At 74.1% G+C, this 23,065-nt stretch carries 25 protein-coding genes; 8 read left to right on the top strand and 17 right to left on the bottom strand.

All coding sequences use genetic code 11. The features are described from left to right. Positions 1-14 precede the first annotated feature (14 nt). Positions 15-971 (bottom strand): quinone oxidoreductase family protein, encoded by a 957-nt coding sequence (locus BJY14_RS40710; protein WP_179848460.1) that lies wholly within the window; start codon positions 969-971, stop codon positions 15-17. Positions 972-997: 26 nt separating this feature from the next. Next, entirely contained in the window at positions 998-1,744 is a 747-nt protein-coding gene (locus BJY14_RS40705) for an SDR family oxidoreductase (protein WP_179848459.1), read from the bottom strand. A 46-nt stretch (positions 1,745-1,790) separates the two neighbouring features. Between BJY14_RS40705 and BJY14_RS40700 the strand changes: the two genes are divergently transcribed. Further along, the gene (locus BJY14_RS40700; RefSeq protein ID WP_179848458.1) at positions 1,791-3,014 is read left to right on the top strand and encodes an acyl-CoA dehydrogenase family protein; all 1,224 of its coding nucleotides are present in this window, start codon (positions 1,791-1,793) and stop codon (positions 3,012-3,014) included. Then, on the top strand, positions 3,011-3,676 hold the full coding sequence (locus BJY14_RS40695; RefSeq protein ID WP_179848457.1) for a TetR/AcrR family transcriptional regulator: 666 nt from the start codon (positions 3,011-3,013) through the stop codon (positions 3,674-3,676). Before BJY14_RS40700 ends, BJY14_RS40695 begins: the two co-directional genes overlap by 4 nt. A 37-nt stretch (positions 3,677-3,713) precedes the next feature. Here the strand turns inward: BJY14_RS40695 and BJY14_RS40690 are convergent, their stop codons facing one another. Further along, a complete protein-coding gene (locus BJY14_RS40690; protein WP_218905818.1) occupies positions 3,714-4,733 on the bottom strand; it encodes an ROK family transcriptional regulator in 1,020 nt (339 codons plus the stop codon). Positions 4,734-4,809: 76 nt separating this feature from the next. On the opposite strand from BJY14_RS40690, the gene BJY14_RS40685 reads away from it, so the two are divergent. Further along, positions 4,810-5,994 (top strand): MFS transporter, encoded by a 1,185-nt coding sequence (locus BJY14_RS40685; protein WP_179848455.1) that lies wholly within the window; start codon positions 4,810-4,812, stop codon positions 5,992-5,994. A gap of 115 nt (positions 5,995-6,109) precedes the next feature. Here BJY14_RS40685 and BJY14_RS40680 read toward each other — a convergent pair whose 3' ends face one another. The 8 genes from BJY14_RS40680 to BJY14_RS40645 all read right to left on the bottom strand — a co-directional run bounded on the left by BJY14_RS40680 (position 6,110) and on the right by BJY14_RS40645 (position 12,781). Beyond that, the gene (locus BJY14_RS40680; RefSeq protein WP_067639228.1) at positions 6,110-6,313 is read right to left on the bottom strand and encodes a cold-shock protein; all 204 of its coding nucleotides are present in this window, start codon (positions 6,311-6,313) and stop codon (positions 6,110-6,112) included. Positions 6,314-6,506: 193 nt separating this feature from the next. Beyond that, complete coding sequence (gene kynU / locus BJY14_RS40675) at positions 6,507-7,757, bottom strand: kynureninase (RefSeq protein ID WP_179848454.1); 1,251 nt, start codon at positions 7,755-7,757, stop codon at positions 6,507-6,509. Further along, the gene (locus BJY14_RS40670; RefSeq protein ID WP_312879698.1) at positions 7,754-8,800 is read right to left on the bottom strand and encodes an amidohydrolase family protein; all 1,047 of its coding nucleotides are present in this window, start codon (positions 8,798-8,800) and stop codon (positions 7,754-7,756) included. Before BJY14_RS40670 ends, kynU begins: the two co-directional genes overlap by 4 nt. After that, positions 8,793-9,365, bottom strand: a complete 573-nt coding sequence (locus BJY14_RS40665; protein ID WP_179848453.1) for a 3-hydroxyanthranilate 3,4-dioxygenase — start codon at positions 9,363-9,365, stop codon at positions 8,793-8,795. Before BJY14_RS40665 ends, BJY14_RS40670 begins: the two co-directional genes overlap by 8 nt. Beyond that, positions 9,362-9,805, bottom strand: coding sequence for a RidA family protein (locus tag BJY14_RS40660; RefSeq protein WP_179848452.1), 444 nt, complete (start codon positions 9,803-9,805; stop codon positions 9,362-9,364). The genes BJY14_RS40665 and BJY14_RS40660 overlap by 4 nt, the downstream gene beginning before the upstream one ends. Further along, on the bottom strand, positions 9,805-10,548 hold the full coding sequence (locus BJY14_RS40655; protein WP_179848451.1) for a 2-keto-4-pentenoate hydratase: 744 nt from the start codon (positions 10,546-10,548) through the stop codon (positions 9,805-9,807). Before BJY14_RS40655 ends, BJY14_RS40660 begins: the two co-directional genes overlap by 1 nt. Then, the gene (locus BJY14_RS40650; protein WP_312879697.1) at positions 10,548-11,333 is read right to left on the bottom strand and encodes a 2-keto-4-pentenoate hydratase; all 786 of its coding nucleotides are present in this window, start codon (positions 11,331-11,333) and stop codon (positions 10,548-10,550) included. The genes BJY14_RS40655 and BJY14_RS40650 overlap by 1 nt, the downstream gene beginning before the upstream one ends. Positions 11,334-11,344: 11 nt before the next feature. Then, positions 11,345-12,781, bottom strand: coding sequence for a 2-hydroxymuconic semialdehyde dehydrogenase (locus BJY14_RS40645; RefSeq protein ID WP_179848450.1), 1,437 nt, complete (start codon positions 12,779-12,781; stop codon positions 11,345-11,347). 211 nt (positions 12,782-12,992) lie between these two features. Here BJY14_RS40645 and BJY14_RS40640 point away from each other — a divergent pair, with 211 nt between their 5' ends. The 5 genes from BJY14_RS40640 (at position 12,993) to BJY14_RS40620 (ending at position 17,541) form a co-directional block, all read left to right on the top strand. Further along, positions 12,993-13,280: a hypothetical protein gene (locus tag BJY14_RS40640; RefSeq protein ID WP_179848449.1), complete on the top strand. Its 288-nt coding sequence runs from the start codon at positions 12,993-12,995 to the stop codon at positions 13,278-13,280. Between the two features lie 102 nt (positions 13,281-13,382). Next, positions 13,383-13,703 carry a hypothetical protein gene (locus BJY14_RS40635; RefSeq protein WP_179848448.1) on the top strand — a complete coding sequence of 107 codons (321 nt, stop codon included), beginning with the start codon at positions 13,383-13,385 and terminating at the stop codon, positions 13,701-13,703. Positions 13,704-13,706: 3 nt separating this feature from the next. Beyond that, a complete protein-coding gene (locus BJY14_RS40630) occupies positions 13,707-14,732 on the top strand; it encodes an MvdC/MvdD family ATP grasp protein (protein ID WP_179848447.1) in 1,026 nt (341 codons plus the stop codon). Further along, positions 14,732-16,567 carry an ABC transporter ATP-binding protein gene (locus tag BJY14_RS40625; protein WP_179848446.1) on the top strand — a complete coding sequence of 612 codons (1,836 nt, stop codon included), beginning with the start codon at positions 14,732-14,734 and terminating at the stop codon, positions 16,565-16,567. Before BJY14_RS40630 ends, BJY14_RS40625 begins: the two co-directional genes overlap by 1 nt. Before the next feature lie 44 nt (positions 16,568-16,611). Then, positions 16,612-17,541: a LysR substrate-binding domain-containing protein gene (locus tag BJY14_RS40620; RefSeq protein ID WP_179848445.1), complete on the top strand. Its 930-nt coding sequence runs from the start codon at positions 16,612-16,614 to the stop codon at positions 17,539-17,541. Here the strand turns inward: BJY14_RS40620 and BJY14_RS40615 are convergent, their stop codons facing one another. The 6 genes from BJY14_RS40615 to BJY14_RS40590 all read right to left on the bottom strand — a co-directional run bounded on the left by BJY14_RS40615 (position 17,542) and on the right by BJY14_RS40590 (position 22,934). Next, positions 17,542-18,411, bottom strand: a complete 870-nt coding sequence (locus BJY14_RS40615; protein WP_312879695.1) for an alpha/beta hydrolase — start codon at positions 18,409-18,411, stop codon at positions 17,542-17,544. Positions 18,412-18,544: 133 nt separating this feature from the next. Then, on the bottom strand, positions 18,545-19,297 hold the full coding sequence (locus BJY14_RS40610) for an amino acid ABC transporter ATP-binding protein (protein WP_179849943.1): 753 nt from the start codon (positions 19,295-19,297) through the stop codon (positions 18,545-18,547). A 35-nt stretch (positions 19,298-19,332) separates the two neighbouring features. Then, positions 19,333-20,265 carry an amino acid ABC transporter permease gene (locus tag BJY14_RS40605; RefSeq protein ID WP_179848444.1) on the bottom strand — a complete coding sequence of 311 codons (933 nt, stop codon included), beginning with the start codon at positions 20,263-20,265 and terminating at the stop codon, positions 19,333-19,335. Positions 20,266-20,278: 13 nt separating this feature from the next. Continuing rightward, positions 20,279-21,220, bottom strand: a complete 942-nt coding sequence (locus BJY14_RS40600; RefSeq protein ID WP_179848443.1) for an ABC transporter substrate-binding protein — start codon at positions 21,218-21,220, stop codon at positions 20,279-20,281. Next, on the bottom strand, positions 21,217-22,026 hold the full coding sequence (locus tag BJY14_RS40595) for a deaminated glutathione amidase (protein ID WP_179848442.1): 810 nt from the start codon (positions 22,024-22,026) through the stop codon (positions 21,217-21,219). Before BJY14_RS40595 ends, BJY14_RS40600 begins: the two co-directional genes overlap by 4 nt. Then, positions 22,023-22,934, bottom strand: coding sequence for a substrate-binding domain-containing protein (locus BJY14_RS40590; protein WP_218905817.1), 912 nt, complete (start codon positions 22,932-22,934; stop codon positions 22,023-22,025). Before BJY14_RS40590 ends, BJY14_RS40595 begins: the two co-directional genes overlap by 4 nt. Positions 22,935-23,065: the final 131 nt, after the last annotated feature.

Raw genomic sequence — 23,065 nt, 5'->3', positions numbered from 1 at the left:
CGGCCGGCGGCGGCTCAGCGCGACGGGTCGAGGACGAGCTTGCCGGTGGTGCGGCGGGCGCGCAGGTCCTCGTGGGCGCTTCGCACCTCGCTGAGCCCGTACTCGCCGCCGGCGACGACGCGGATCCCGCCGTCCGCCGCGAGGGTGAACAGCTCGTCCAGCGCCTGGCGCATCACGTTGCCCGGGAGCTGGAAGACGTGCGCCAGCCACATGCCGGAGATCGTGGTGGAGTGCGACATGAGCGTGGCGGGCCGGACGGGCGAGGGCTCCGTGCGCGACGCCATGCCGTAGAAGGCGAGGCGGCCGAACGGGGCCAGGGCGCGCAGGCTCTGGTCGGTCACCGTGCCGCCGGTCATCTCCAGGACGGTGTCGACGCGCCTGCCCCCGTTGGCGTCGATGAGCGCCTGGGTGAGGTCGGGCACGCCCGCGTCGATCGCGACGTCGGCCCCGAGGTCGAGGGCGAGCCGCCGCTTGCTCTCGGAGGAGGCGGTGGCGATGACCCGCCCGGCGCCCCAGGCCTTGGCGAGCTGCACGGCGATCGTCCCGACCCCGCCCGCGGCGGCGTGCACGACGACCGACTCGCCGGGCTCCAGGTGGACGCTGCGGCGCAGCAGCACCCACGCCGAAGCGCCCTGGACGATCATGCCGAGGGCGGTGACGTCGTCGATCCCTTCCGGGACGTCCCAGGCCAGAGCCTCGGGGGCGACGGCCTTCTCCGCGTAGCCGCCGGTGCCGACGAGCGCGACGACGCGGCGGCCGTCGGGCGTGGTGCCCACGACCTCGCCGCCCGGCACCATCGGCAGCGTGGACTCCGAGAGGTAGCTGTTCTCGGCCTGGTGGGTGTCGGCGTAGTTGATGCCGGCCCGCGAGACGTCGATGAGCAGGTGCCCCGGCCCGGCGGCCGGCTCGGGAAGCTCGGTGACGGTCAGGACCTCGGGCCCGCCGAACTCGGTGATCTGTATGGCGCGCATGACTCTCCTAGGAAGCTCTCGGATGCTCAGCGGGGTCCGGGCACGCCGCGGAAGCGGAACGGCTCGGGCGTGCGGCCGGGCACCACGTACCAGGCCTCGCCCGCGCCGCCGGCGTCCAGGATCCGCATGAACGCCTCGACCACGTCCCCCACCTCCAGGATCGGGAATCCGGTCTCCTGGAGGTGCCCCTTGAGGGGGGTGAGGATGTCGGTGTCGGCGAAAGAGGGGCACAGGGCGTTCACGCGGACGCCCTCCCCGGCGAACGTGGGGCCGAGGGCGCGGACGAGCCCGACCACGGCCGCCTTGTTGGCGCCGTAGACCGGGTCGAACGGCGTCGCGGTGAGCGCGGCCATGCTCGCGGTGGCGACGATGTCGCCGCCGCCCCGGGCGCGCAGCGCGGGCAGCGCGGCGTGCGCGCCGAACACGACGCCGTCGAGGTTGATCCCCATGGCCCGCCGGTACGCGGCGAGGTCGAAGTCGTCGCCGACGCCCCCGCCACCTGCCACCCCGGCGTTGAGGAACGCCACGTCCAGGCCCCCGAAGCGGTCGACGGCGGCCGCGACGGCGGCCTCGCTGTCGGCCGGTTCGCGCACGTCGCAGCGGACGAACGCGCCGTCCAGCTCCCTCGCGAGCGCGTCCCCGGCCTCCGCGTCGACGTCGGCGAGCACGACGCGCGCGCCCTCGCGGGCCAGGCGGCGCGCCACCGCGGCCCCGATGCCGTTGGACCCGCCCGTGATCAGCGCGACCTTGCCGGTGCCGTCGAAGGGTGCCATGGGGGACTCCTCCCGAAGTAACTGACTCGTCAGTTACTCTAGCGGAATGGACTTCGGTTTGAGCGAGCGGGCCCGGGACCACCTCGGCCGCCTCCAGGACTTCATGGACTCCCACGTCTACCCGGCCGAGCCGGTCTACGCGGCCCAGCGGGCCGAGCTGCGCGCGGCGGGCCGCGAGCACCACGTCCCCCAGGTCGTGGAGGACCTCAAGGTGGAGGCGCGCGGACGCGGCCTGTGGAACCTGTTCCTTCCCGACTGCGAGGACCCCGCACACGGCCTCTCGGTCACCGACTACGCCTCCCTCGCCGAGGTCACGGGCCGCTCCCCCGCCCTGGCGCCGGAGGCCATCAACTGCGCGGCGCCCGACACCGGCAACATGGAGGTGCTGCACCTGTTCGGCACGCCCGAGCAGAAGGAGCGCTGGCTCGCGCCGCTGCTGAACGGCGAGATCCGCAGCGCGTTCGCGATGACCGAGCCGGACGTGGCGAGCTCGGACGCCACCAACATCTCCACCAGCATCGTGCGCGACGGCGACCACTACGTCGTCAACGGCCGCAAGTGGTGGATCAGCGGTTCCGCCGACCCGCGCTGCAAGATCATGATCGTGATGGGCAAGACGGACCCCGAGGGGCACCCCTACCGGCAGCAGTCGATGGTGCTCGTGCCGCTCGACGCCCCGGGGGTGGAGGTCGTCCGGCCGCTGCCCGTGTTCGGCTACCAGGACCAGCACGGCCACTGCGAGATCACCTTCACCGACGTCCGCGTCCCCGTGGAGAACCTGGTCGGCGAGGAGGGCGGCGGCTTCGCCATCGCGCAGGCCCGCCTCGGCCCCGGCCGTATCCACCACTGCATGCGCGCGATCGGGATGGCCGAGCGGGCGCTGGAGCTGATGTGCGAGCGCGCGGTGTCGCGGGTCGCCTTCGGCGGGCCGCTGGCCAGGCAGGGCGTGGTGCGCCAGCAGATCGCCGAGTCGCGGATGGCGATCGAGCAGGCCCGGCTGCTCACCCTCAAGACCGCCTGGCTGATCGACAAGCAGGGCGTGCAGGCGGCCCGGTCCGAGGTCGCGGCGATCAAGGTGATCGCCCCGCGGGTCGCGCTGGAGGTGGTCGACCGGGCGATCCAGGTGCACGGCGGCGCCGGCGTCAGCGACGACACCCCGCTCGCCGCGATGTGGGCCGGGCTGCGCACGCTGCGCCTCGCGGACGGCCCGGACGAGGTCCACGTGCGGAGCGTGGCCCGCGCCGAGCTCGGCGGGTACCTCGGCACATGACCGGCGGCACGGGGGAGGCGGCGCCGGGCGCGCGGCGGCGCATGCCGCACGCCCGGCGGCGCGAGCAGCTGCTCCAGACGGCGCTGGCGGAGTTCGGCCGCCGCGGCTACCACCTGACCCAGATGGAGCACGTGGCGTCGGGGGCGCAGGTGTCCAAGGCGCTGCTGTACCAGCACTTCACCTCCAAGGAGGAGCTGTTCGCCGAGGTCACCGAGGCCATCGTCGCCGAGCTCACCGGCAGGCTGAACCGGGCCGTGCTCGCCGCGCACGGCTCGGCCGACGGCATCCGGGCGATGATCCGGGTGCTGTTCGACTACGCCACCGAGGAGCCCGACGCGTGGGCCCTCGTGGTCCGGCACCTCGACAAGCCCGAGGTGGGCCTGGAGCTGCGGGAGCTGCGCGACCGGCTCGGGACCGCGTTCGCCGACCTGCTGCTGCGCCGCCGCAGGGCCGACCCGGCGCTGTCGCCGGCGGCGCTCGCGGTGAACGAGCGGCGGGCGCGGCTGCTCGTCCCGCTGATGTACGGGTCGATGCTGTCGATGGTGTCGTGGTGGCTGGAGCATCCCGACACGCCGCGCGAGCGCGCCGAGCAGATGGCCGTGGAGTTCATCTGGCTCGGCCTGGACCGGCTCCGGGCGGGCGAGCGCCTGCCGAAGGCGTGAGGGGCGCGCGGCCGGGCGGCCGCCGGCCGGGGCGCATCTAGCCGAAGACGTCGTCGCGGACCACGTCCAGGGCGGTCAGCACCGCGCCGCGCAGCACGGCGTCACCCTCGACGAGGCTTGGCCGCACCTCGGTGGCGGCCGGGCTGAGCAGGGCGAGCTTCGCGGCGACCAGGCCGGCGAGCCGGTCGCCGCCCGCGCGGCCGAGCGCCCCGCCGAGCACGACGAGCCCGGGGTCGAGAACGGCGACGAGCACGAACACCGCCTCGGCGATGCGCCCGGCGATCGCCTCGTCGCCCAGGCCCGCCACGGCCGCCCCGTCGAGGAGGGCGCACAAGTCCGTCCCGCCGACCTTCAGCAGGCCCACCTCGCCCGCGCCGCCGGAGGCGCCGCGCCGCAGCCGGCCGTCCAGGACGAGCGCCCCGCCGACGCCGTCGTCCAGCCAGAGGAGCGCGAAGTCGTCGCGGCCCTCCGCCGCGCCCTCCCGGTGCTCGGCGATGGCGCCGAGGTTGACCTCGTTCTCCACCCGCACCGGCGCACCCAGCCGGTCGCGCAGGGCCGCGCCGAGGTCGGGGCGGCCGCCCGGGACGCCGCTGTCGGTCGCACGCCCGGTGCGCGGGTCGATCAGCCCAGGGGTGCCGAGCACCAGCGTGTGCAGGGTGCGTCCGCCCGCCGCCTCGGTCACCGCGCCGGCGACGACGGCGCACAGGTCGGGCGACGGGGGCAGCGGCCGGGACGCCGATCCCGCCGGGTTCCCCGCGATGTCGGCGACGCTGACGTGCACGGCGTCGCGGCGCAGGTCCACCCCGGCGACGTGGGCGCGGTCCGCGACCAGGCCGTAGAGGCGCGCGTTCGGCCCGCGCCGGTCGGCGCCGGTCTCCCCCGCCGCCTCGATCAGCCCGCCGGCCCGCAGCCGCTCGATCAGGTCGGACACCGTAGGCCGCGACAGCCCGGTCAGCGTCCGCAGCTGCGGCGCGGTCAGCGGCCCGCGCTCCAGCAGCAGGTCGAGGGCCAGCCGGTCGTTGATCGCGCGGGCCATCGTCGGGTCGGCGGTCTTCACGCCGCCCATCGTAGTAGGCAGGGAACCTGCGTGATGCGCTTTTCATCAGGAAGCCTGCCTGTTAGTTTCTAGGACCATGAACTCCCCCCACCGCGCCATCGCGGTCGTGTTCGCTCTGCACGGCGCCGTCGCCGGCACCCTCGCCACCCGCATCCCCTGGATCCAGGACCGGCTCGACCTGTCGCCCGCCATGCTCGGCGCGGCGCTGCTCTGCCCGTCCATCGGCGCGTTCATCGGCATGCCGACCGCGAGCCGCATCGCGCACCGGATCGGCGAGCGCCGGGCCACCCGCCTGCTGATCGCGGCCTGGTGCGCCGCCGGGGCGCTGCCCGCGCTGGCCCCCGCCCCCGCCTTCCTGTTCGCGGCGATGCTGCTGTTCGGGGCCACCGCGGGCATGTCCGACGTGGTGATGAACGCGCACGCGGTGTCGGTGGAGCGGCACCTGGGGAAGCCCGTCATGTCCGGGTTGCACGGCCTGTGGTGCGTCGGCAGTCTCATCGCGGGCGGCACCGGCATCCTGGCCGCGCACGCGGGGATCGACGCCCGGCTGCACCTCGGCCTGGTCGCCGCCGTACTGCTGGCGGTGGGCGCGCCGGCCGGGCGCGGGCTGCTGCACGCGCGCCCGTCCCCCGGCGCCCCGGCGCCGCGCCGCTTCGCACTGCCGACCCGGGCCGTTCTGGCCATCGGCGTCGTCGGGTTCTGCGCCACGTTCGCCGAGGGCGCCAGCGCCGACTGGACGGCCGTCTACCTGACCGAGGTCGCGGACGCGGGCCCCGGCCTGGCGGCCGCCGCCTACACGGTCTTCATGTCCTGCATGGCCGGGACGCGGCTGCTCGGCGACCGGCTGGTGCGGCGGCTCGGCCCGGCCCGGGTGGTCCGGTGCGGGGGCGTGGTGGCGGTCCTCGGCGGCGCGCTGGTCGTGGCGTCCCGCGCGCCCTGGCCCGCCATCGCCGGGTTCGCGCTGCTCGGCGTCGGCGTGGCGACGGTCGTGCCGCTGGTGTTCGCGGCGGCGGGCGCCGCCGGCGCCACCCCGGGCGAGGGCGTGGCGGGCGTCGCGACGATCACCTACCTGTCGGGCCTGACCGCGCCCGCCATCACCGGCTGGACGGCCGGAGCGCTGTCCTACCCGGCCGCGTTCGCGCTCATCACGTGCGTGGTCGCGGTGATGACCGTGACGGCCGGGGCGCTGAACACGCACGGCGGCGCGACCGCGGCGCCGGCGGCCGAGCCCGCCGGCCGCGCCGAGCGGGCCGTGTCCTAGGGCCTGTCTGGAAGTGGCCTCGGTCGAGCGCGCGAACGCGTGAGCCGGCCGGTGGACATGCGAAAGGCCGGGAACGCGCGAGCGCCCCCGGCCTCAGCTGAGATCCGGCAGGACCTTAGAGCGGGTAGACGCCCTCGGCCTGCGGGCCCTTCTGGCCCTGGGTGATCTCGAACCCGACGCGCTGGTTCTCGTCGAGGCTGCGGTAGCCGTTGGTCGTGATCGCCGAGTAGTGGACGAACACGTCGGGGCCGCCGCCGTCGGGCGCGATGAACCCGAAGCCCTTCTCAGCGTTGAACCACTTCACGGTGCCTTCGGCCATGGTCTTTCCCTTCCGGGTAAAACGTCTCCGGCCCGCCGGTCGGCGGGGCCGGGCTGCAAGCGGACTCACTCACGCCCGCCGGTCACCCGGAGAAAACGCTTCGAGACTGCTTGGCGCCGGCCGGCCGGGCCGACACCATCGTGCAACGCAGACGAACTTACCCGATGCCGGGCGGACCCATGCACCGACACACCTAAAGAAGATCCGCGAGGGCCGCCGCGGCGCGGTGGCAGTCGTGGAAGGTGCAGTACAGCGGGACGGGCGCGAAACGGACGACATCGGGCTCGCGCGCGTCGGCGACGACACCGTGCGCCTCGGCGAGCCGCCGGACGAGCCCGACCGCGTCCGGCACCCGCACCGACAACTGCGCGCCGCGCGCCGCCGGGTCGGACGGCGTGACGACCTCGGCGCCGGCCTCGGCGAGCCGGTCCGCCAGGTAGCCGGTCAGGCGCTCGCTCCTGGCGCGCAGCGCGTCCATCCCCACCCGGTCGAAGATCTCCAGGGAGGCCAGCACCGGGGCGAGCGCCATGATCGGCGGGTTGGACAGCTGCCAGGCGTCGGCGGAGGCGGGCGGCGCGATGTCGGGGTCCATCCGGAAACGGACGGCGGGGTCGGTGCCCCACCAGCCCGCCAGCTTCGGCACGGAGGCGTCCCGGACGTGCCGCTCGTGGACGAAGCATCCCGCGACGGCGCCGGGACCGCCGTTGAGGTACTTGTAGGTGCACCAGGCTGCGAAGTCCACGTCCCAGTCGTGCAGCCGCAGGGGGACGTTCCCGGCGGCGTGGGCGAGGTCCCACCCGACGACCGCGCCCGCGGCCCGGCCCGCCTTGGTGATCGCCGCCATGTCCATGAGCTGCCCGGTCAGATAGTTGACCCCGCCGAGCAGGACCAGCGCGACCGTGCCGCCCTCCCGGTCGAGGTACGCGAGGACGTCCTCGGTGCGCAGGACGTCCTCGCCGTCGCGGGGCCTGAGCCGCACGACCGTCCCGGCCGGGTCGAGGCCGTGGTGGACGGCCTGGCTCGCCACCGCGTAGGAGTCGGACGGGAACGCCGCGTCCTCGATGAGGATGCGGGTCCGCGTACCGGCGGGCCGGTAGAAGCTCGCCATCATCAGGTGCAGGTTCACCGTCAGCGAGTTCATCGCGACGACCTCGTGCGGCAGCGCGCCCACGAGGCGGGCGGCGGGCCCGCGCAGCAGCTCGTGGTAGTCCACCCAGGGGCGGCGCCCCTGCGTGTGGGCCTCGACGGCGAGCCGCGCCCAGTCGTCCAGCTCCTCGCGGAGCCGCCCCGCCACGCTCCTCGGCTGGAGCCCGAGGGAGTTGCCCGCGAAGTACGCGGCCTCCGCGTAGGGCCCGCCGGGCGCGGGCGGGACGAGGAACTCCCCGCGCAGCGTGGGCAGCGGATCGGTCTCGTCGAGGCGCCGCGCCTCGTCCTCCAGGGTCACTGCGTCATTCCTTCGGTGGTCACCAGGTCGTGGGCGGGCGCGAAGAACGCCTCCGCGTTGCCGCCGAGCAGCAGGGCGCGCTCGGCGCCGTCCAGGCCGGGGCACGCCCGGATCGTCGCGCCCGGGTCCTTCTCGCCGAGCGGGAACGGGTAGTCGGTGCCGAGCATGACGCGTTCGGGACCCATCACGTCCACGAGCAGCCGCAGCGCGCGCGGGTCGAACACGGCCGAGTCGACGTGGAACCGGCCGACGTACTCCGACGGGGGACGCGGCGAGTCGGCGCGCACGATGTCGCGGCGGTGCCAGGCGTTGTCGGCCCGCCCGAGCAGGAAGGCGAAGCTGCCGCCGCCGTGGCAGAAGCACAGCCGCAGGGACTCGGGGAGCCGCTCGAACGCCCCCGACAGCATCAGCCCGAGGATGCTCAGCTGCGTTTCGGCGGGCATGCCGGACAGCCACGGCAGCATGTGGCCGCGCATCCGGTCGGCGCCGAGCATGTCCCACGGGTGCGCCAGGACCGGCAGGCCGAGTTCCGCGCAGTACGCGAGGAACGCCGTGGTCCCCTCGTCGTCGAGGTTGCGGTCGCCGACGTGGTTGCCGATGTGGACGCCGCGGTGCCCGGCGGCGGCGGCCCGCTTGGCGACCTCGCAGGCGAGCTCCGGATCCTGGAGCGGCACCTGGCAGAGCGGCAGGAGCCGGTCGGGGACGTCCGAGCAGAACGCCAGGATGCGCTCGTTCACGAAGTCGCACCAGTCGGCGGCGCGGGACGGCTCGGCCGCGTACCCGAACATCAGCGGCGTGGACGAGACGGCCTGCCGGTCGACGCCGGCGGCGTCCATGTCGGCCACGCGGCGCGCGGCGTCCCAGAGCGCCTCCCCGACGGGCCGGTACTCGGCGTCGCCGCACATCATCATGCCGGCGCCTCCGCCGTCGACGCGCAGCCACGGCTGGCCCTCGTCGGCGAGCAACCGCCCCTCGTCGCGGCCGATCACCGGGAAGACGTGCGTGTGGACGTCGAAGACCGTCACCGAGGCCCCGTCAGACACGGGGCGCCGTCGTCGGGGTCATGGACCGCGGCCACTGCCGGCCCGGGTGCACCGCGCCGCAGTTCGGGCATTTCCTGTCGCCGCCGTAGAAGCCCTCGAAGGCGGGCGGCAGGTCGTCCACGATCGAGCGGACCTGGAGCTCGGCGCGGTGGACGAGGTGGTGGCACTCGGTGCAGTACCACTCGAACGCCTCCGTGAGGCCCTCGGGGCGCGGGATCTCCACGACGAGGCCGATCGACCCGGGCTCAGGCCGCTGCGGCGAGTGCCGGACGTGCGCGGGCAGCAGGAAGACGTCGCCCTCGTTGATCTGCAGGTCGGTGGGCGGGCGGCCCTCCTCCTCCATGACCCGCAGCACCATGTTGCCCTTGAGCTGGTAGAAGAACTCCTCGGTCGGGTCGTCGTGGAAGTCGGTGCGCTGGTTGGGGCCGCCGACCACCATGATGATCAACCCGGCGTCGTCGAAGACCTGCACGTTGCCGACCGGCGGCTTCAGCAGGTCGCGGTGCTCCTCGATCCAGGCGTCGAAGTTGAACGGCCGTCCGAACGACAGCTGGGGCAGGGTCATGCTCCGCCCTCCTTTCCGGTCCGCGTCGCCTGCGGGATGTGCGCGACGCACGAGATCTCGATGAGCAGGTGCGGGTGCGGGAGCTGGTGGACGGCGACGGTCGTGCGGGCGGGGCCGGTCTCGTCGAAGTACTCCCCGTAGACCTCGTTGTAGCCGCCGAAGTCGTTCATGCTCACCAGGTAGGTGGTCACGCTGACGACGTCGGACAGGCCGCCGCCCGCCGCCTCCAGCAGGTCGCGGATGTTCTCGATGACGGCGCGGGTCTGCTCCCGGACGTCGAGGTCGGTCACGCCCATCGCGTCGGCGCTCGCCCCGGCGAACGTCCCGTCCGGGCGGCGCGAGCTCGTCCCGGACACGAACACCAGGTCGCCCGCCCGCCGCAGGTGCGGGAACCGGCCGCGCGGCGGGGCCTTGCCCTCGACGAGGATCGCGTCGTCCATCAGGTCGTCACCTCCACGGCGCCCAGGCCCGCCCCGACGACCCGGACGTGGGCGTCCTTCGGCAGCGGGACGGCGGCCGTCGCGGCGCCGGCGAGGACGATCCAGCCCGGCTCCAAAGTCATCCCGGCGCCGAGCGCGAGCCGGGCCGCCGCCCGCAGCGACCGCGCCGGGTCCCCGAGGATCGCGGCGGACGAGCCCGTCTGCACCGGCCGCCCGTCGATCTCCAGCAGCAGCCCGGCGTTGGACAGGTCGCGAGGCGCGTGCCAGGCGCCGACGCCGAACCGCGCCGCCGAGGCGTTGTCGGCGATGACGTCCGGGAGCGTGAACGCGAAGTCCTCGTAGCGGGAGTCGAGCACCTCGAACCCGACCGCGACGCCGGCCACGGCGGACTCGACCTCGGCGGCGGAGCGGACCTCCCGCCCGATCAGGTAGGCGATCTCGGGCTCGATCCGCGGATGGACGAGGCGGGACACGTCCACCGCCCCCTCGGCGGCCATGCCGTCGGTCAGCAGGCCCCAGATGACGTCGTCCACGCCCATCTGGACCATCTTGGCGCGGCTGGTGAACCCCATCTTCACCCCGGCGAGCCGCTCGCCCCTGCGGCGCCGCCGCTCGATCCCGGCGCGCTGCACCGCGTACGCCGTGGCGACGTCCAGCGGAGTCCGGGCGGTCAGCTTGGGGATCGCCCGGACGTCCCGGGCGGCGTCGTCGAGCGCCGCCGCGAGGGCGTGCACGTCCACCATCAGGACTCCTCCTTGCCGAACGCGACGCGGACGTCGCCGAGCCCGTCGATGCGCGCCTCGAACACGTCGCCCGGGCCGGCCGGGACCACCGGGCCGAGCGCGCCGGTCAGGACGGTGTCGCCCGCGCGCAGCGGGCGGCCCACGCGGACGAGGGTGTCGGCGAGCCAGAGCGCGGCGTTCAGCGGATGCCCGAGGCAGGCGGCGCCGTTGCCGGTCGAGACCTGCTCGCCGCGGCGCTCCATCACCATCCCGCACAGGCGCAGGTCGACGTCCTTGAGCGGGACGGGCCGGTTGCCCAGCGCGTACATGCCGGAGGAGGCGTTGTCGGCGACCGTGTCGGCGAGCGTGATGTCCCAGTCGCGGACGCGGCTGCCCACCACCTCGATGGCGGGCAGCGCGAACGCCGTCGCGCGGATCACGTCGGCGGCGGTGTGCCGCTCGTGGGTCAGGTCGCGCTCCAGCACGAGGGCGACCTCCGCCTCGGCGCGCGGCTGGAGCACGGCGCCGGCGGGGACCTCCTCCCCGTCGGGGACGGCCATGTCGGCGAACAGCATCCCGAAGTCGGGGCTGTCCACCCCGATCTGCGCCTGGACGGCGCGCGACGTCAGGCCGATCTTGCGGCCGGCGAGGCGGCGCCCCTCCCCCAGCCAGCGGTCGGTCAGCCGGTCCTGGACGGCGTAGGCGTCGTCCGCCGTACCGATCAGGTCGCGTACGGGCGCGCACGGCGTGCCGCCGGCGTAGGCGCCGAGGAGTCGCTCGGCGGCGGCGTCGATGTTCGTGGTCACGTGGCTCGCTCTCAGATCTGGACGCAGACGTTGACGGGCTCGGAGAAGAAGTCCAGGGAGTACTCTCCCCCCTCCCTGCCGATCCCGGACGCCTTGACGCCGCCGAACGGGGTGCGCAGGTCGCGCAGGTTCCAGCAGTTCACCCAGACGATCCCGGTCTCGACACGCGGCGCCACCCGGTGGGCGCGCGACAGGTCCCGCGTCCACACCGTGGCGGCGAGCCCGTAGGGGCTGTCGTTGGCGAGCGCGAGGGCCTCGTCCTCGGTGTCGAACGGCGCGACGTGGCAGACCGGCCCGAAGATCTCCTCCCGCACGGCCCGGGCGGTCTCGGGGAGCCCGGTGAGGACGGTCGGCTGGACGTGGAAGCCGCCGTCCCGCGCGTCCCCGAACTCGGGGGCGCCGCCGCCGGCGACGACCGTGGCGCCCTCCTCGCGGGCGAGCCGGAGGTACGACAGGACCTTGTCGCGGTGCCCGGCCGAGATCATCGGCCCGTAGCCGTCCAGCGCGCGGGCCCGCTCGCCGAGCCTCGAGACGAACTCCTCGAAGACGGGGCGCTCCACGTAGACGCGCTCGGTGCACAGGCAGATCTGCCCGGAGTGGGTGAAGCAGGAGCGGACCGTGCCGTCGACGGCGGCGTCCAGGTCGGCGTCGGCGAAGACGAGCGCGGGGTTCTTGCCGCCCAGCTCGAACGAGACGGGGGTGACGTGGTCGGCGGCGTTGCGCATGATCGCGGCGCCGGTGGCCGACTCGCCGGTGAACGCGATCGCGTCCACCCCGGGGTGCCCGGTGAGGAACTCCCCGGCCGCGCCGGGGCCGTGCCCGTGCACCAGGTTGAACACGCCAGGGGGAAGGCCCGCGTCGTCCATCACCCGGGCGAGCAGCGTCGCGGTGGAGGGCGTCTCCTCCGACGGCTTGGCCACCACGGCGTTCCCGCACGCGAGCGCGGGCGCGATCTTCCAGGTCGACAGCAGCAGCGGGAGGTTCCACGGCGAGACGACCGCCACCACCCCGAGCGGCCGGCGCACGGTGTAGTTGAGCGCCTCGCCCGTCCCCGAGCTCCACCCCGGGACCCGCGTGGTGTAGGCCCGTTCCGGGCGCCCGTACAGCAGGTCGGCGTAGGCGCGGAAGTTGCCGACGGCGCGCGGCACGTCGACGGTCTCGGCGAACGCGCGGGGCCTGCCGGTGTCGGCGACCTCGGCGTCGACGAACTCCTCGAACCGCGCCTGGACGCCGTCGGCGACGCGCCGCAGCGCCGCGGCCCGCTCCTCGGCGGCCATCGCGCCCCAGGGGCCCTTCAGCGCGGCACGGGCCGCGGCCACGGCGTCGTCCACGACCTCCCGCGTGGCCTCGGGGACGGCGCCCAGCTCGGTGCCGTCCACCGGCGCGATGAGGGGGAAGGCCGGACCGTCCGAACGGAACACCCCGCCGACGTAGTGCTCAGCCTTCATCCGCTTCCCTCCCGCGTGGCTCGACCCCCCGATACTCACCCGCGAAGCTATGCCTGGCAAATACCGAATCCCCCGGCCGCTATGACGGAACGGCTATGGCGGCACCCTCCGTCCGCTGGCCGGATACGGACAAGATCGCGCCTTGCCGAGCCCCGTGATCCATGTCACTTTGATCTTGTGATCGCCGGTGATCTCCTGGAGGCCCGCAGTCATGACCCGCGGCACCGGCCCGCTGGACCCGCCCCCCTTCCTTCGTCTCGACCCGCCCGAACTCGACGGCGGTGACCTGGTCGTCCGGGCCAGGCCGACCGAGTCCCGGGCCCGGACCCGCACCAGCCCCCGCGCCCCGCTGGCCTACCTCTACGAGCGCCCCGACGAGCACGAACCGGAGCGGACGACGAGGCTCGCGGCGGGCCACTACGACCGCAGCAGCCTGACCTGGACGTTCTCCGGCGACATCCCGGGGATCATCGGGATCACCGAGCCGACCTCCCCCTAGCGGCCGCCCCGCGCCCCTCCCCCGCCCTCCTCGGCGCCACCGCTCCGCCCACGCACGCCCGCATGTCGGACACGCACGTCCGCCCAGCAGAAAGGCACGCCCATGCCCGGAACCCTGACCAGGCCCGCGCTCCGCACCACCCGCGCCTTCATCTCCCCCGACCACGCCGGCTTCGATCCGGCGGGCGTCCCCACCCCGGACGGTGACGAGCGGCCGTTCGGCTACGCCTACTCCACCCCGTGGGGGACGCCCGACGACGGCGCCCCCGCGGCCGACCCGCAGGCGGGCCACTACGACCCCGCGACCCAGACCTGGGTCGGCCCGGACGGCGAGGACGTCACCGCCGGGTACAGCTCGTACACGACCACCGGATCAGGCCAGCCGCCGTGGGGCGACAAGATCCTCGACGACGTGTGCGCCTGACGCGTGGGCGGCGAGGCCGAGGTCCTGGTCCTCACGCAGGACTTCGACCCCACGGTCGACCCGGTCGTCCGGAGCCTCACGGCGAAGGGCGCCCGGGTCGTCCGGGTGGACACGAGCTACTTCCCGCGCAGCCTGAGCTTCACCACGTCCGACTTCGACGGCGCCGACCGGGCGGTGATGCGCCACCACGACGGCGACATCGACCGGGAGGTCGACCTGGCCGCCCTGGCCGGCGTCTGGTACCGGCGGCCCACCGCCTTCGACTTCGGCGAGGAGATGGGCGAGGCCGAACGCGAGTTCGCCCGCCACGAGGCCCTGCACGGCATCGGCGGCATCCTGCGCTCGACCGACTGCCTCTGGATGAACCGCCCCGACCTGGACGCGGTCGCCGACCTCAAGCCGTACCAGCTCAAGCTCGCCAAGCAGGCGGGGCTCCGCGTCCCGCGGACGCTGCTGACCAACGACCCCGACGAGGTCGCCCGGCTGATCAAGCAGGAGGGCGAGGGCTCGCTCGTCTACAAGTCCCTCAGCGGCGGGGTGGTCCACTACCCCGGCGCGTTCCCCTCCGGCCTCTACACCGCCGTGCTCGGCGAGGAGATCCACGACCACCTCCCCCGGGTGCGGCACACCCTCTGCCAGTTCCAGGAGTACATCGAGAAGGCCTACGAGGTCCGGCTCACGATCATCGGCGACGCCTACTTCCCCGTCGTGATCGACTCGCAGGGCGCGGAGCGGACGCGGATCGACTGGCGCGCCGACACCGAGCTGCGCTACGGCGACTACCGGCCGCTGCCGGAGGACGTCGTGCGGCGCACGCAGGCGCTGATGGACCGGCTCGGGCTCGTCTACGCGGCGGTCGACTTCATCGTCACCCCGGACGGCGAGCACGTCTTCCTCGAATCGAACCCGAACGGCCAGTTCATGTGGATGCAGAACGACCTCGGCCTGCCGCTCGGCGACCGCATCGCGGACCTGCTGATGCGGGGCGGCCCGTTCCGGCGCGGTGAGGTGGAGCAGGTCGGCTACTGATGGGCGATCCGCCGCCCGTGACCGCGGCCGAGTGGTCGGAGCCGCCGCAGGCCGGCCTGCGGCGGCTCCCGGGCCTGGTCCTCGGCGCCGTCCGCCTCGCGGTGTCGGCGGCGCCCCGGGAGTTCGCGCTCGTCACCGCGCTGCAGGCGGCCGGCGGCCTCGGCCTGGTGCTGCCCGTCCTCGGCGGGCGGAGGCTGCTGGACCGGGCGCTCGGCGGCGCCGGCCTCACGGCCGTCCTCGCGCAGGGCGCGGTCGTGCTCGCCCTGACCGCCCTCGTCGCCGTGGCGGTCGCGGTCGCCTCGTCCCGCGACGAGGTGCTGAGCGAGCGGCTCAACCGGTACGCGATGGGCCGGGTCCTGGACGTGGCCTGCGCCGTCGACCTCGAGGAGTTCGAGCGGCCCGCGTTCCACAACCGGCTGGAGCGGGCGTCGATGAGCGCGCGGATCCGCCCGCACCAGGTCGTCCAGGGCCTCGGGTCCCTCACCGGCGCGCTGATGGCGACGGCCGGGGTGGCGCTCGCCCTCGCCGCGATCGAACCGCTGCTCGTCCCGGCCACCGTGGCCGCGGGGGCGCCGCTGTGGCTGGCCGGGCTGAAGAGCGGGCAGGTGCTGTACGGCGCGCTGTTCCGGCTGACGCCCGCCGAACGGGAGCGCAGCTACCTGCAGGACGTGCTGACCAGCCGCCGCGCGGCCGCGGAGGTCCGCGCCTTCGGCCTGGCCCCGCACCTGCGGTCCCGCTGGGAGGCCCGCACCCGCGAGCGGCTCGGCGAGATCCGCCGCACCGTGCGCCGCCGGCTGCGCATCACGCTGCTGGCGCGGGCGGTCAGCGGCGTCGCGCTCGCCGCGGTCCTCGGCCCGCTGCTGGCGCGGGCGGCGACCGGCGCCATGCCGGCCGCCGACGCGGGCGCCGCCGCCACGGCCGTCCTGCTGCTGGCCTCCCGCCTCCGCGCGGCCGCGGCGGGCACCGACCAGCTCTTCGAGGCGGCGCCGTTCGTGCGGGACCTCGGGTCTTTCCTCAGGCCCCCGGAGCGGGCGCCCGCCGAGCCGGCGCCGCCGCCGTTCCAGGTGCTCACCGTCGAGAACCTCGGGTTCCGCTACCCCGCGGCGTCCCGCCCTGCCCTGGACGGCGTCGACCTCACGGTCAAGGCGGGGCAGGTCGTCGCGCTGGTGGGCGAGAACGGCTCCGGCAAGACGACCCTGGCGAAGCTGCTGTCGCACCTGTACCGGCCGGGGTCGGGGCGGATCCTGTACGACGGGGCCGACGTCGCGAGCGCCGCCCCGGAGGAACTGCGCGCCTCCGTCGCCGTGCTCTTCCAGGACTTCGAGCGCTACCTGCTGCCGGCGTCCGACAACATCGCGCTGGGCAGGCCGGAGCGCGCCGGCGACCGGGGGGCCGTCGAGCGCGCCGCGCGCGCCGCGGGGGCGGACCCGTTCCTGCGCGGGCTGCCGGACGGCTACGAGACGCTGCTCGGACCGGAGTTCGCCGGAGGCACCGACCTGTCCGGCGGCCAGTGGCAGCGGGTGGCCCTCGCCCGGGCGTTCTTCCGCGACGCGCCGTTCGTCATCCTCGACGAGCCGACCGCAACCCTGGACGCCCGCGCCGAGCACGACCTCTTCGAGCGCCTCAGGGACCTGCTCGCGGGACGGACCGTGCTGCTCATCTCGCACCGCTTCTCGACCGTCCGGACGGCGGACCACATCTATGTGCTCGCCGGCGGCCGGATCGCCGAGCACGGCACCCACGCGTCGCTGATGGCCGCCGGCGGGCGCTACGCCGAGCTCTTCGCCCTCCAGGCGGAGGGGTACCTCGACCCGGCCGCCATACCCGGACGGTGACCCCAGAGCCGCCGGATATGACCGAACTGTGATACCAAGTCAGCATGCGCGCGATCGACCTGCTCAACGGACGGCTCAAGCTGCGGCACCTGGTGCTCGTCGTCGCCATCGCCGACCACGGCAGCGTCCTGCGGGCCGCCGAGCATCTTCGCCTCGCGCAGCCCGCGGTGACGCGGAGCCTGCGCGAGGTCGAGGGCGTCCTCGGCGTCGAGCTGTTCACCCGCGGCCCGCGCGGCATGACCCCGACGATGTTCGGCGACGCGTTCGTCGAGCACGCCCGCGCCGTCCTGGCCGAGCTCCGCCGCGCCGGCGAGCGCATCAGCGGCCTGGCCGACGGCGAGGTCGGCACGGTCACGATCGGCACCCTGCTCGCCGGCTCCAGCGTCCTGCTCCCCCGCGCGATCGCGGCGCTCAAGCGCGACCGCCCCGGCATCACCGTGATCGTCCAGGAGGCCACCTTCGACGCGCAGGTCCCCCGGCTTCTGGACGGCGAGATCGACCTGATCCTCGGCCGCCTCAACCCGATCGGCGACCTGCGCGGCCTGCGCCAGATCACCCTCTACGGCGAACCCGTCCGCCTCGTCGCCCGCCTCGGCCATCCGGCGCGCTCCGTTCCGGACCTCGGCCTGGCCGACCTGCTCGCCTACCCGTGGGTGCTGCCGCTGGAGCGGACGGCGCTGCGGTCGGAGCTGGAGCAGGTCTTCCGCGCCGGCGGCCTTGACCCGCCCGGCGACCTCGTCGAGTGCACCTCCGTGCTGACCGTCCGCACCCTCGTCCGCGACACCGACATGATCGCCGCCCTGCCCGAGCTGGTCGCGCGGACCGACGCCGACATCGCGCCGCTCCCGGTGCCGCTGGAGACCGTCCGCCGCCAGGTGGGCGTCACGCTGCCCGCGCGGCGCGCCCCGACCCCGTCCGCCCGGCTGATGCTGGACCACCTGCGCCGCGCGGCCGCCGAGATCACCGCGGGCTGATCACACCGCGCGGACCAGGTCGACGAGCGCCCGGCCCACCGCGGAGTCCGGATCCGCGAGGTCGAGGACCACGTCGAAGTGGTCGCGGCCCGGCACGATCATCAGGTCCCCCGCGTCCCAGCGCGGATGGAACATCCGGGACTGCGCGAGGAAGCCGTCCCCGTCGTCCTCCCCGGCGACGAGGACGGCCGGGCAGCGGTACGGCGCCGGCAGCAGCGCCGGGCTGAGCGCCGCGGCCCGCGCCAGGTCGAGCCGCACGGCCTCGTTGACGTAGACGCGGGTGATCGGGCGGATGTCGAACAGCCCGCTGAACGGCATCGCGGCCTTGACGACGTCGGCGGGCAGCCCGAGCGGCTCCTGCCAGCCGCCGACCATCGTCATCCCGGTCAGGTGGCCGCCCGCGGAACTGCCCCCCACCACGATCCGCTCGGGGTCCAGGCCGTGCTCGCGCCCGTGCCGGTACACCCAGGCCACGGACGCCCGCGCCTGCCGGACGATCTCCTCCAGCGTCGCCTTCGGCGCCAGCGTGTAGTCGGGCACCACGGTCGCGACGCCCTGCTCGTGCAGCATCTCCGCCATGAACGACGACACGTCCCGCGACAGCGCCATCCAGTAGCCGCCGTGCAGGAAGACGAACACCGGCCGCAGCTCCTCGCCGGTGCCCCAGACGTCGAGCCGCTCCCCGCTCGCCTCGTCGTAGACGATCCCCGGGTGCCCCGGCAGCCCGTCGACGGCCGCCTCCGACATGGCCCGGTACCGGGCCATGTACCGGTCGAACAGCTCGGGCCCGGCCTTCCTGCGCACGTTGTAGGCGACGTCCAGTTCCTCGTCGCTCAGCTCGCTGCCCGGCCAGTCGTCCAGATCGTCCACGAACGCCCCTTCCCCTCCGGGGCAAGCCTCGCGCCCGCCCGGGCCACGATCCAATACCTTCCCCGCCTCGCGGTATCACGCCCTCGCCATACCCGGCCGGCGGCCCCCGCCGCGCCGGCCGGGAGGCGGGCCGTCAGAGCACCTTGCCGAGGAAGGCCTTCGTGCGCTCGTTCCTCGGGCGGTCCAGGACCTCGGAGGGGCTGCCGGACTCCACGATCACGCCGCCGTCCATGAAGACGACGCGGTCGGCGACCTCGCGCGCGAAGCCGATCTCGTGCGTGACGACGATCATGGTGAGGCCCTCCTCGGCGAGGGTCTTCATGGTGTCCAGCACGTCCCCGACCAGCTCGGGGTCCAGCGCGGAGGTCGGCTCGTCGAACAGCATCAGCTTCGGCCGCATCGCCAGCGCGCGGGCGATCGCGACGCGCTGCTGCTGCCCGCCGGACAGGTGGCGGGGGTAGCCGCCCGCCTTGTCGGCGAGGCCGACCTTGGCCAGCAGCTCCGCGGCCCGCGCCCGGGCCTCGGCGCGGGACTCGCCGCGCACGCCGGTCGGCGCCTCGACGACGTTCTGCAGGACGGTGAGGTGCGGGAACAGGTTGAACTGCTGGAACACCATGCCGATCTCGCGGCGCTGCCGCGTGATCTCGCGCTTGCGCAGGTGCCGGGGCTTCCCGCCGGACACGCTGAACCCGATCAGCTCGCCGTCCACGTGGACCGAGCCGCCGTCGATGGTCTCCAGGTGGTTCACGCACCGCAGGAACGTCGACTTGCCCGAACCCGACGGCCCGAGGATGACGACGACCTCGCCGGGGCTCACGTCCAGGTCGACGCCCTTCAGCACCTCCAGGTGGCCGAACCTCTTGCGGACGCCTCGCGCCCGCACCATCGGGACGACGGCCGCCCGGTCCTTCTCCAGCGCGGTCACGGCGACACCTCCGGGGCGGGACGGCGGCGCCGCATCAGGACGAAGTCCCAGAAGCCCTGCCGGGCGTCGCGGGTGGCGCCGCGCGAGTAGTGGTGCTCGATGAACGACTGCCCGACGTACAGGATCGAGGTGATCACCAGGTACCAGAGGCAGGCGACGAGCAGCAGCGGGATGGTCTGGAACGTCCGGTTGTAGATGGACTGGACGGTGTAGAGCAGGTCGGCGAGGGCGATCACGCTGACCAGCGAGGTGGCCTTCAGCATGTTGATCACCTGGCTGCCGGTCGGCGGGACGATGAACCGCATCGCCTGCGGCAGCACGATCCGCCGGAACGTGCGGGCGCCGCCCATGCCGAGCGCCTGCGCGGCCTCGGTCTGGCCGGGGTCCACGGCGAGCAGCCCGCCGCGGATGATCTCCGCCATGTAGGCGGCCTCGTTCAGGCCGAGGCCGAGGATGGCGGCGATGAGCGGGGTGATGAGGTGGTTGGTGTCGCCGTGCAGGAACTCCGGCCCGAACGGGACGCCGACCGACAGCCGCGGCAGCAGCGCCGACAGGTTGTACCAGAGCACGAGCTGCACCAGCACGGGCACGCCGCGGAAGAACCACACGTACAGGCCGCACGCGGTGCGCAGCAGCGGGTTGTCCGACAGCCGCCCCACCGCGAGCATGATGCCGCCCGCGATGCCGACCGTCATCGCGATGACGGTCAGTTCGAGCGTGATGGCGATGCCGTCTCCGATGATGGAGGCGTTCATGTAGCGGCCGACGACGTCCCACTGGAAGTTGTCGTTGGTCCACAGCAGGTGGGCGAACTGGGCGGCCAGCACGAGCACGACGAGCGAAGCGACCCACCGCAGGGGATGCCGCACGCGCGCCGCGCCCGCCACGTCGACGTCGCCGACGGTGCCGCGCGGATGCTCCTTGGTCATGGTCACCTCGGCCTCACCCCTTCCTGGGCGCCAGGTTCACGCCCGGCTTGTCGAGCATGTTGGCGGTCAGGCCCCACTTGGTCATGACCTTGTTGTAGGTGCCGTTCTCGATCAGCTTCCGGAACCCTTCGAGCAGGACGTCCCGCAGCGGCGAGTCCTTGGCGACGACCGAGCCCTGGTAGAGGTCGTCGAACCCGTTGGCCTTGCCCGTCCCGGCGAGCTCCAGGTCGTCGCCCGACTGCTTCACGAAGTAGCTGAGCGGCGCCTGCGAGGAGAAGAAGCCGTCGGCCCGGTGGGACCGGACGGCGAGGATCGCGGTCGGCTGGTCCTTGTAGGACTGCACCCCCACCGCGGGCTTGCCCTGCTGGACGCACGCGGCCGACTGGGACTTGACGACGTCCTCGGCGGAGCCGCCCGCCATCACCGAGATCTTCATCCCGCACGTGTCGGCGATGGAGCCGATGTGCTTGGGGTTCCCCTTCGGGACGGCGAAGACGACGAACTCGCGGACCCAGTCGACGAAGTCGTTGGCGCTCTCGCGCTCGGGGAAGTCGCCGACCGGTCCCATCGCGAAGTCGTACCGGTCGGCCTTGATGCCGGTGAGCAGGCTGGGCAGCCCGTCCACGGTGACGTGCTCGATCTTGACGCCGAGCAGCTGGCTGAGCGCGGTGGACAGGTCGGCGGAGGCGCCGCTCAGCGACCGGCCGTCCGAGCCCGCGATCTCGTAGGGCGGGAACGAGCCGTTGTTGGCCGAGACCAGCGTTCCGGACGCCTTGTTCTTGGCGGGGAGCCGGTCGTGCAGCCCGTGGTCGAGCGTCTGGCGCAGGTCGGCGGCGCCGACGCCCTGCGAGGACTCGCCGTTGAGGATCCCCTCGGCCTCGGGCGGGTTCGCCCCGCACGCGGCGGTCCCCGCGAGCAGGGCCGCCGCCGACAGGGCGGCGATGGCGCGTCTCATGCGGTCTCCTTCAGCGGGCGGATGGACGGGTCGACGCGGAACCGGCGGTTGGCGAGCACGGGCAGCGCGCGGCGGGCCTCGGCCAGCTCCTCCCGGTCGGCGATGGCCCACAGGAGGCCGGGCCGGTCGCCCAGCCGGTCGCGGACGGTGCCGAGCGGGTCGACGACCATGCTCGATCCGATGTTGCGGCGGCCGCACTCCCCCGACGCCGCGACGTAGCAGGTGTTCTCCAGCGCGCGGGCGGTCACCATGACCTCCCAGTGCCGCTCCTTCGCGGGACCGCGCACCCAGGCGGCCGGCACCGCGAGCACGTCGGCGCCCGCGTCGACCAGCAGCCTGGCCATTTCCGGAAATCGTATGTCGTAGCAGGTCATGAGGCCGACCTTCCAGCCGTCGCAGTCGACGACCACGGGCTCCCCGTCGCCGGGCGCCACCCGGTCGGACTCCCGCGCGCCGAACGCGTCGTAGAGGTGGACCTTGCGGTAGGCGGCGACGAGCTCGCCGTCGCGGACCGCGACGAGGGTGTTGTGGACCTTGCCGTCCCCGGCCGGCTCGTGGACGCCCGCGACGATCGTCATGCGCGAGCCTTCGCTGTGGGCGCGCAGGCCCGTGACGAAGGGGCCGTCCAGCGGCTGCGCCGCGCCGGCGATGCGGGCGGGCTCGTCGATGAACAGGGCGAGGGCGTCCTCGGGCAGCACCAGCAGGCCGGCGCCGCCCCGGACGGCCTCGTCGATCAGCGTCACGCAGGTCTTGAGGTTGGTCTGCCAGTCCTCGGTGGAGGCGAACTGGCCCACGGCGATCCTCATCCGAAGAGCTCCTCGGCCTTGATCGGGCGGGGCGCGATGCCCTGCTCGTGCAGTTCCGCGCAGAACGCGGCGGTCATGGCGGCGTTGGCCTCGGCCCCGTAGGGCATCCAGTCGGGTCCGAAGATCCGCGCCTGCGCCTCCAGCTCGTCCAGCAGCCAGGGCGTGGTGTCGGCGAGCAGCCGGCGGCGCTCCAGCCAGAGGCGCTTGGACGCCTCGAAGGCGTCCTGGACGGCCTCGGGCAGCCAGGGGTGGGCGTCCACGACCTCGCGCTTGAGGGCGAGGAGGTGGATGCCGGGGACGAACCCGGTCCGGGCGAAGTAGGCCGTCTCGGCGGCGCGGTAGTCGCCGTAGAGGTGGCGGAAGCGGCCGCGGGCGGTGAACATCTCCGGCGGCATGAACGGCGTGAAGACCGCGTCGAGGCTCCCGTCGGCGAGCCCCTCGACGAGGGGCGTGCCCGTGACCCGCACGTTGCCGGGCAGCGGCCGGGAACCGACGCGGTCCTTGCCGGTCTCGCCGGCCGCGAGCGACCCGACGCGCCACTGGACGCCGGACAGGTCGACGCCCTCGGCCCGCAGCAGCGCCCGCGTCCAGGTGTTGCCGGAGTCGGGCCAGCCGGTGAGCCCGATCGTGGCGCCCGCCAGGTCCCGCGCGGAGGACAGGCCGCTGCTCCAGCGGACGAGCACGCAGCGGTGCCGGAAGCCGCGCATCAGGAACACCGGCAGGCCGACGAGCCGGTCGTCACCGCTCGCCCGGGCGAGGGCGTAGCGGCTGAAGGACGTCTCGCCGCCGTCCAGGTCCGGCTCGGCGAGGACGTCGGGGGTGACGTCCCGGGTCTCGACCTCCAGGGCCGCCCCCCGGGCGCCCGCCCGGCCGGTCAGCAGCGGGACGAGATGGTCCCAGTCCCGCACCGCCAGACGAATCCGTGGAATCGGCACAGCACTCCATTTCCGCATGTAGAAGGGGGTTTGCCCGCCCATCGGGGCGCGATGGGACCCGACTTTAGGCTCTGTTTGTAGCCAGTACAATGGGCGTTTTGTTA

The sequence above is a fragment of the Actinomadura luteofluorescens genome, from assembly GCF_013409365.1.
In the GTDB taxonomy this organism is placed as follows: Bacteria; Actinomycetota; Actinomycetes; order Streptosporangiales; family Streptosporangiaceae; genus Spirillospora; species Spirillospora luteofluorescens.
The sequence above is the reverse complement of the archived record's forward strand: the minus strand, read 5'-3'. Positions and strand labels throughout refer to the sequence as shown.

Coding starts and splice junctions, on each gene's coding strand:
- BJY14_RS40695 (WP_179848457.1), top strand. CDS start 3,011: ATGACCGGCGGCACGGGGGAGGCGGCGCCGGGCGCGCGGCGGCGCATG.
- BJY14_RS40600 (WP_179848443.1), bottom strand. CDS start 21,220: ATGAGACGCGCCATCGCCGCCCTGTCGGCGGCGGCCCTGCTCGCGGGG.
- BJY14_RS40625 (WP_179848446.1), top strand. CDS start 14,732: ATGGGCGATCCGCCGCCCGTGACCGCGGCCGAGTGGTCGGAGCCGCCG.
- BJY14_RS40610 (WP_179849943.1), bottom strand. CDS start 19,297: ATGGTGCGGGCGCGAGGCGTCCGCAAGAGGTTCGGCCACCTGGAGGTG.
- BJY14_RS40635 (WP_179848448.1), top strand. CDS start 13,383: ATGCCCGGAACCCTGACCAGGCCCGCGCTCCGCACCACCCGCGCCTTC.
- BJY14_RS40640 (WP_179848449.1), top strand. CDS start 12,993: ATGACCCGCGGCACCGGCCCGCTGGACCCGCCCCCCTTCCTTCGTCTC.
- BJY14_RS40655 (WP_179848451.1), bottom strand. CDS start 10,548: ATGGTGGACGTGCACGCCCTCGCGGCGGCGCTCGACGACGCCGCCCGG.
- BJY14_RS40660 (WP_179848452.1), bottom strand. CDS start 9,805: ATGGACGACGCGATCCTCGTCGAGGGCAAGGCCCCGCCGCGCGGCCGG.
- BJY14_RS40605 (WP_179848444.1), bottom strand. CDS start 20,265: ATGACCAAGGAGCATCCGCGCGGCACCGTCGGCGACGTCGACGTGGCG.
- BJY14_RS40685 (WP_179848455.1), top strand. CDS start 4,810: ATGAACTCCCCCCACCGCGCCATCGCGGTCGTGTTCGCTCTGCACGGC.
- BJY14_RS40665 (WP_179848453.1), bottom strand. CDS start 9,365: ATGACCCTGCCCCAGCTGTCGTTCGGACGGCCGTTCAACTTCGACGCC.
- BJY14_RS40710 (WP_179848460.1), bottom strand. CDS start 971: ATGCGCGCCATACAGATCACCGAGTTCGGCGGGCCCGAGGTCCTGACC.
- BJY14_RS40620 (WP_179848445.1), top strand. CDS start 16,612: ATGCGCGCGATCGACCTGCTCAACGGACGGCTCAAGCTGCGGCACCTG.
- BJY14_RS40595 (WP_179848442.1), bottom strand. CDS start 22,026: ATGAGGATCGCCGTGGGCCAGTTCGCCTCCACCGAGGACTGGCAGACC.
- BJY14_RS40700 (WP_179848458.1), top strand. CDS start 1,791: ATGGACTTCGGTTTGAGCGAGCGGGCCCGGGACCACCTCGGCCGCCTC.
- BJY14_RS40645 (WP_179848450.1), bottom strand. CDS start 12,781: ATGAAGGCTGAGCACTACGTCGGCGGGGTGTTCCGTTCGGACGGTCCG.
- BJY14_RS40680 (WP_067639228.1), bottom strand. CDS start 6,313: ATGGCCGAAGGCACCGTGAAGTGGTTCAACGCTGAGAAGGGCTTCGGG.
- BJY14_RS40705 (WP_179848459.1), bottom strand. CDS start 1,744: ATGGCACCCTTCGACGGCACCGGCAAGGTCGCGCTGATCACGGGCGGG.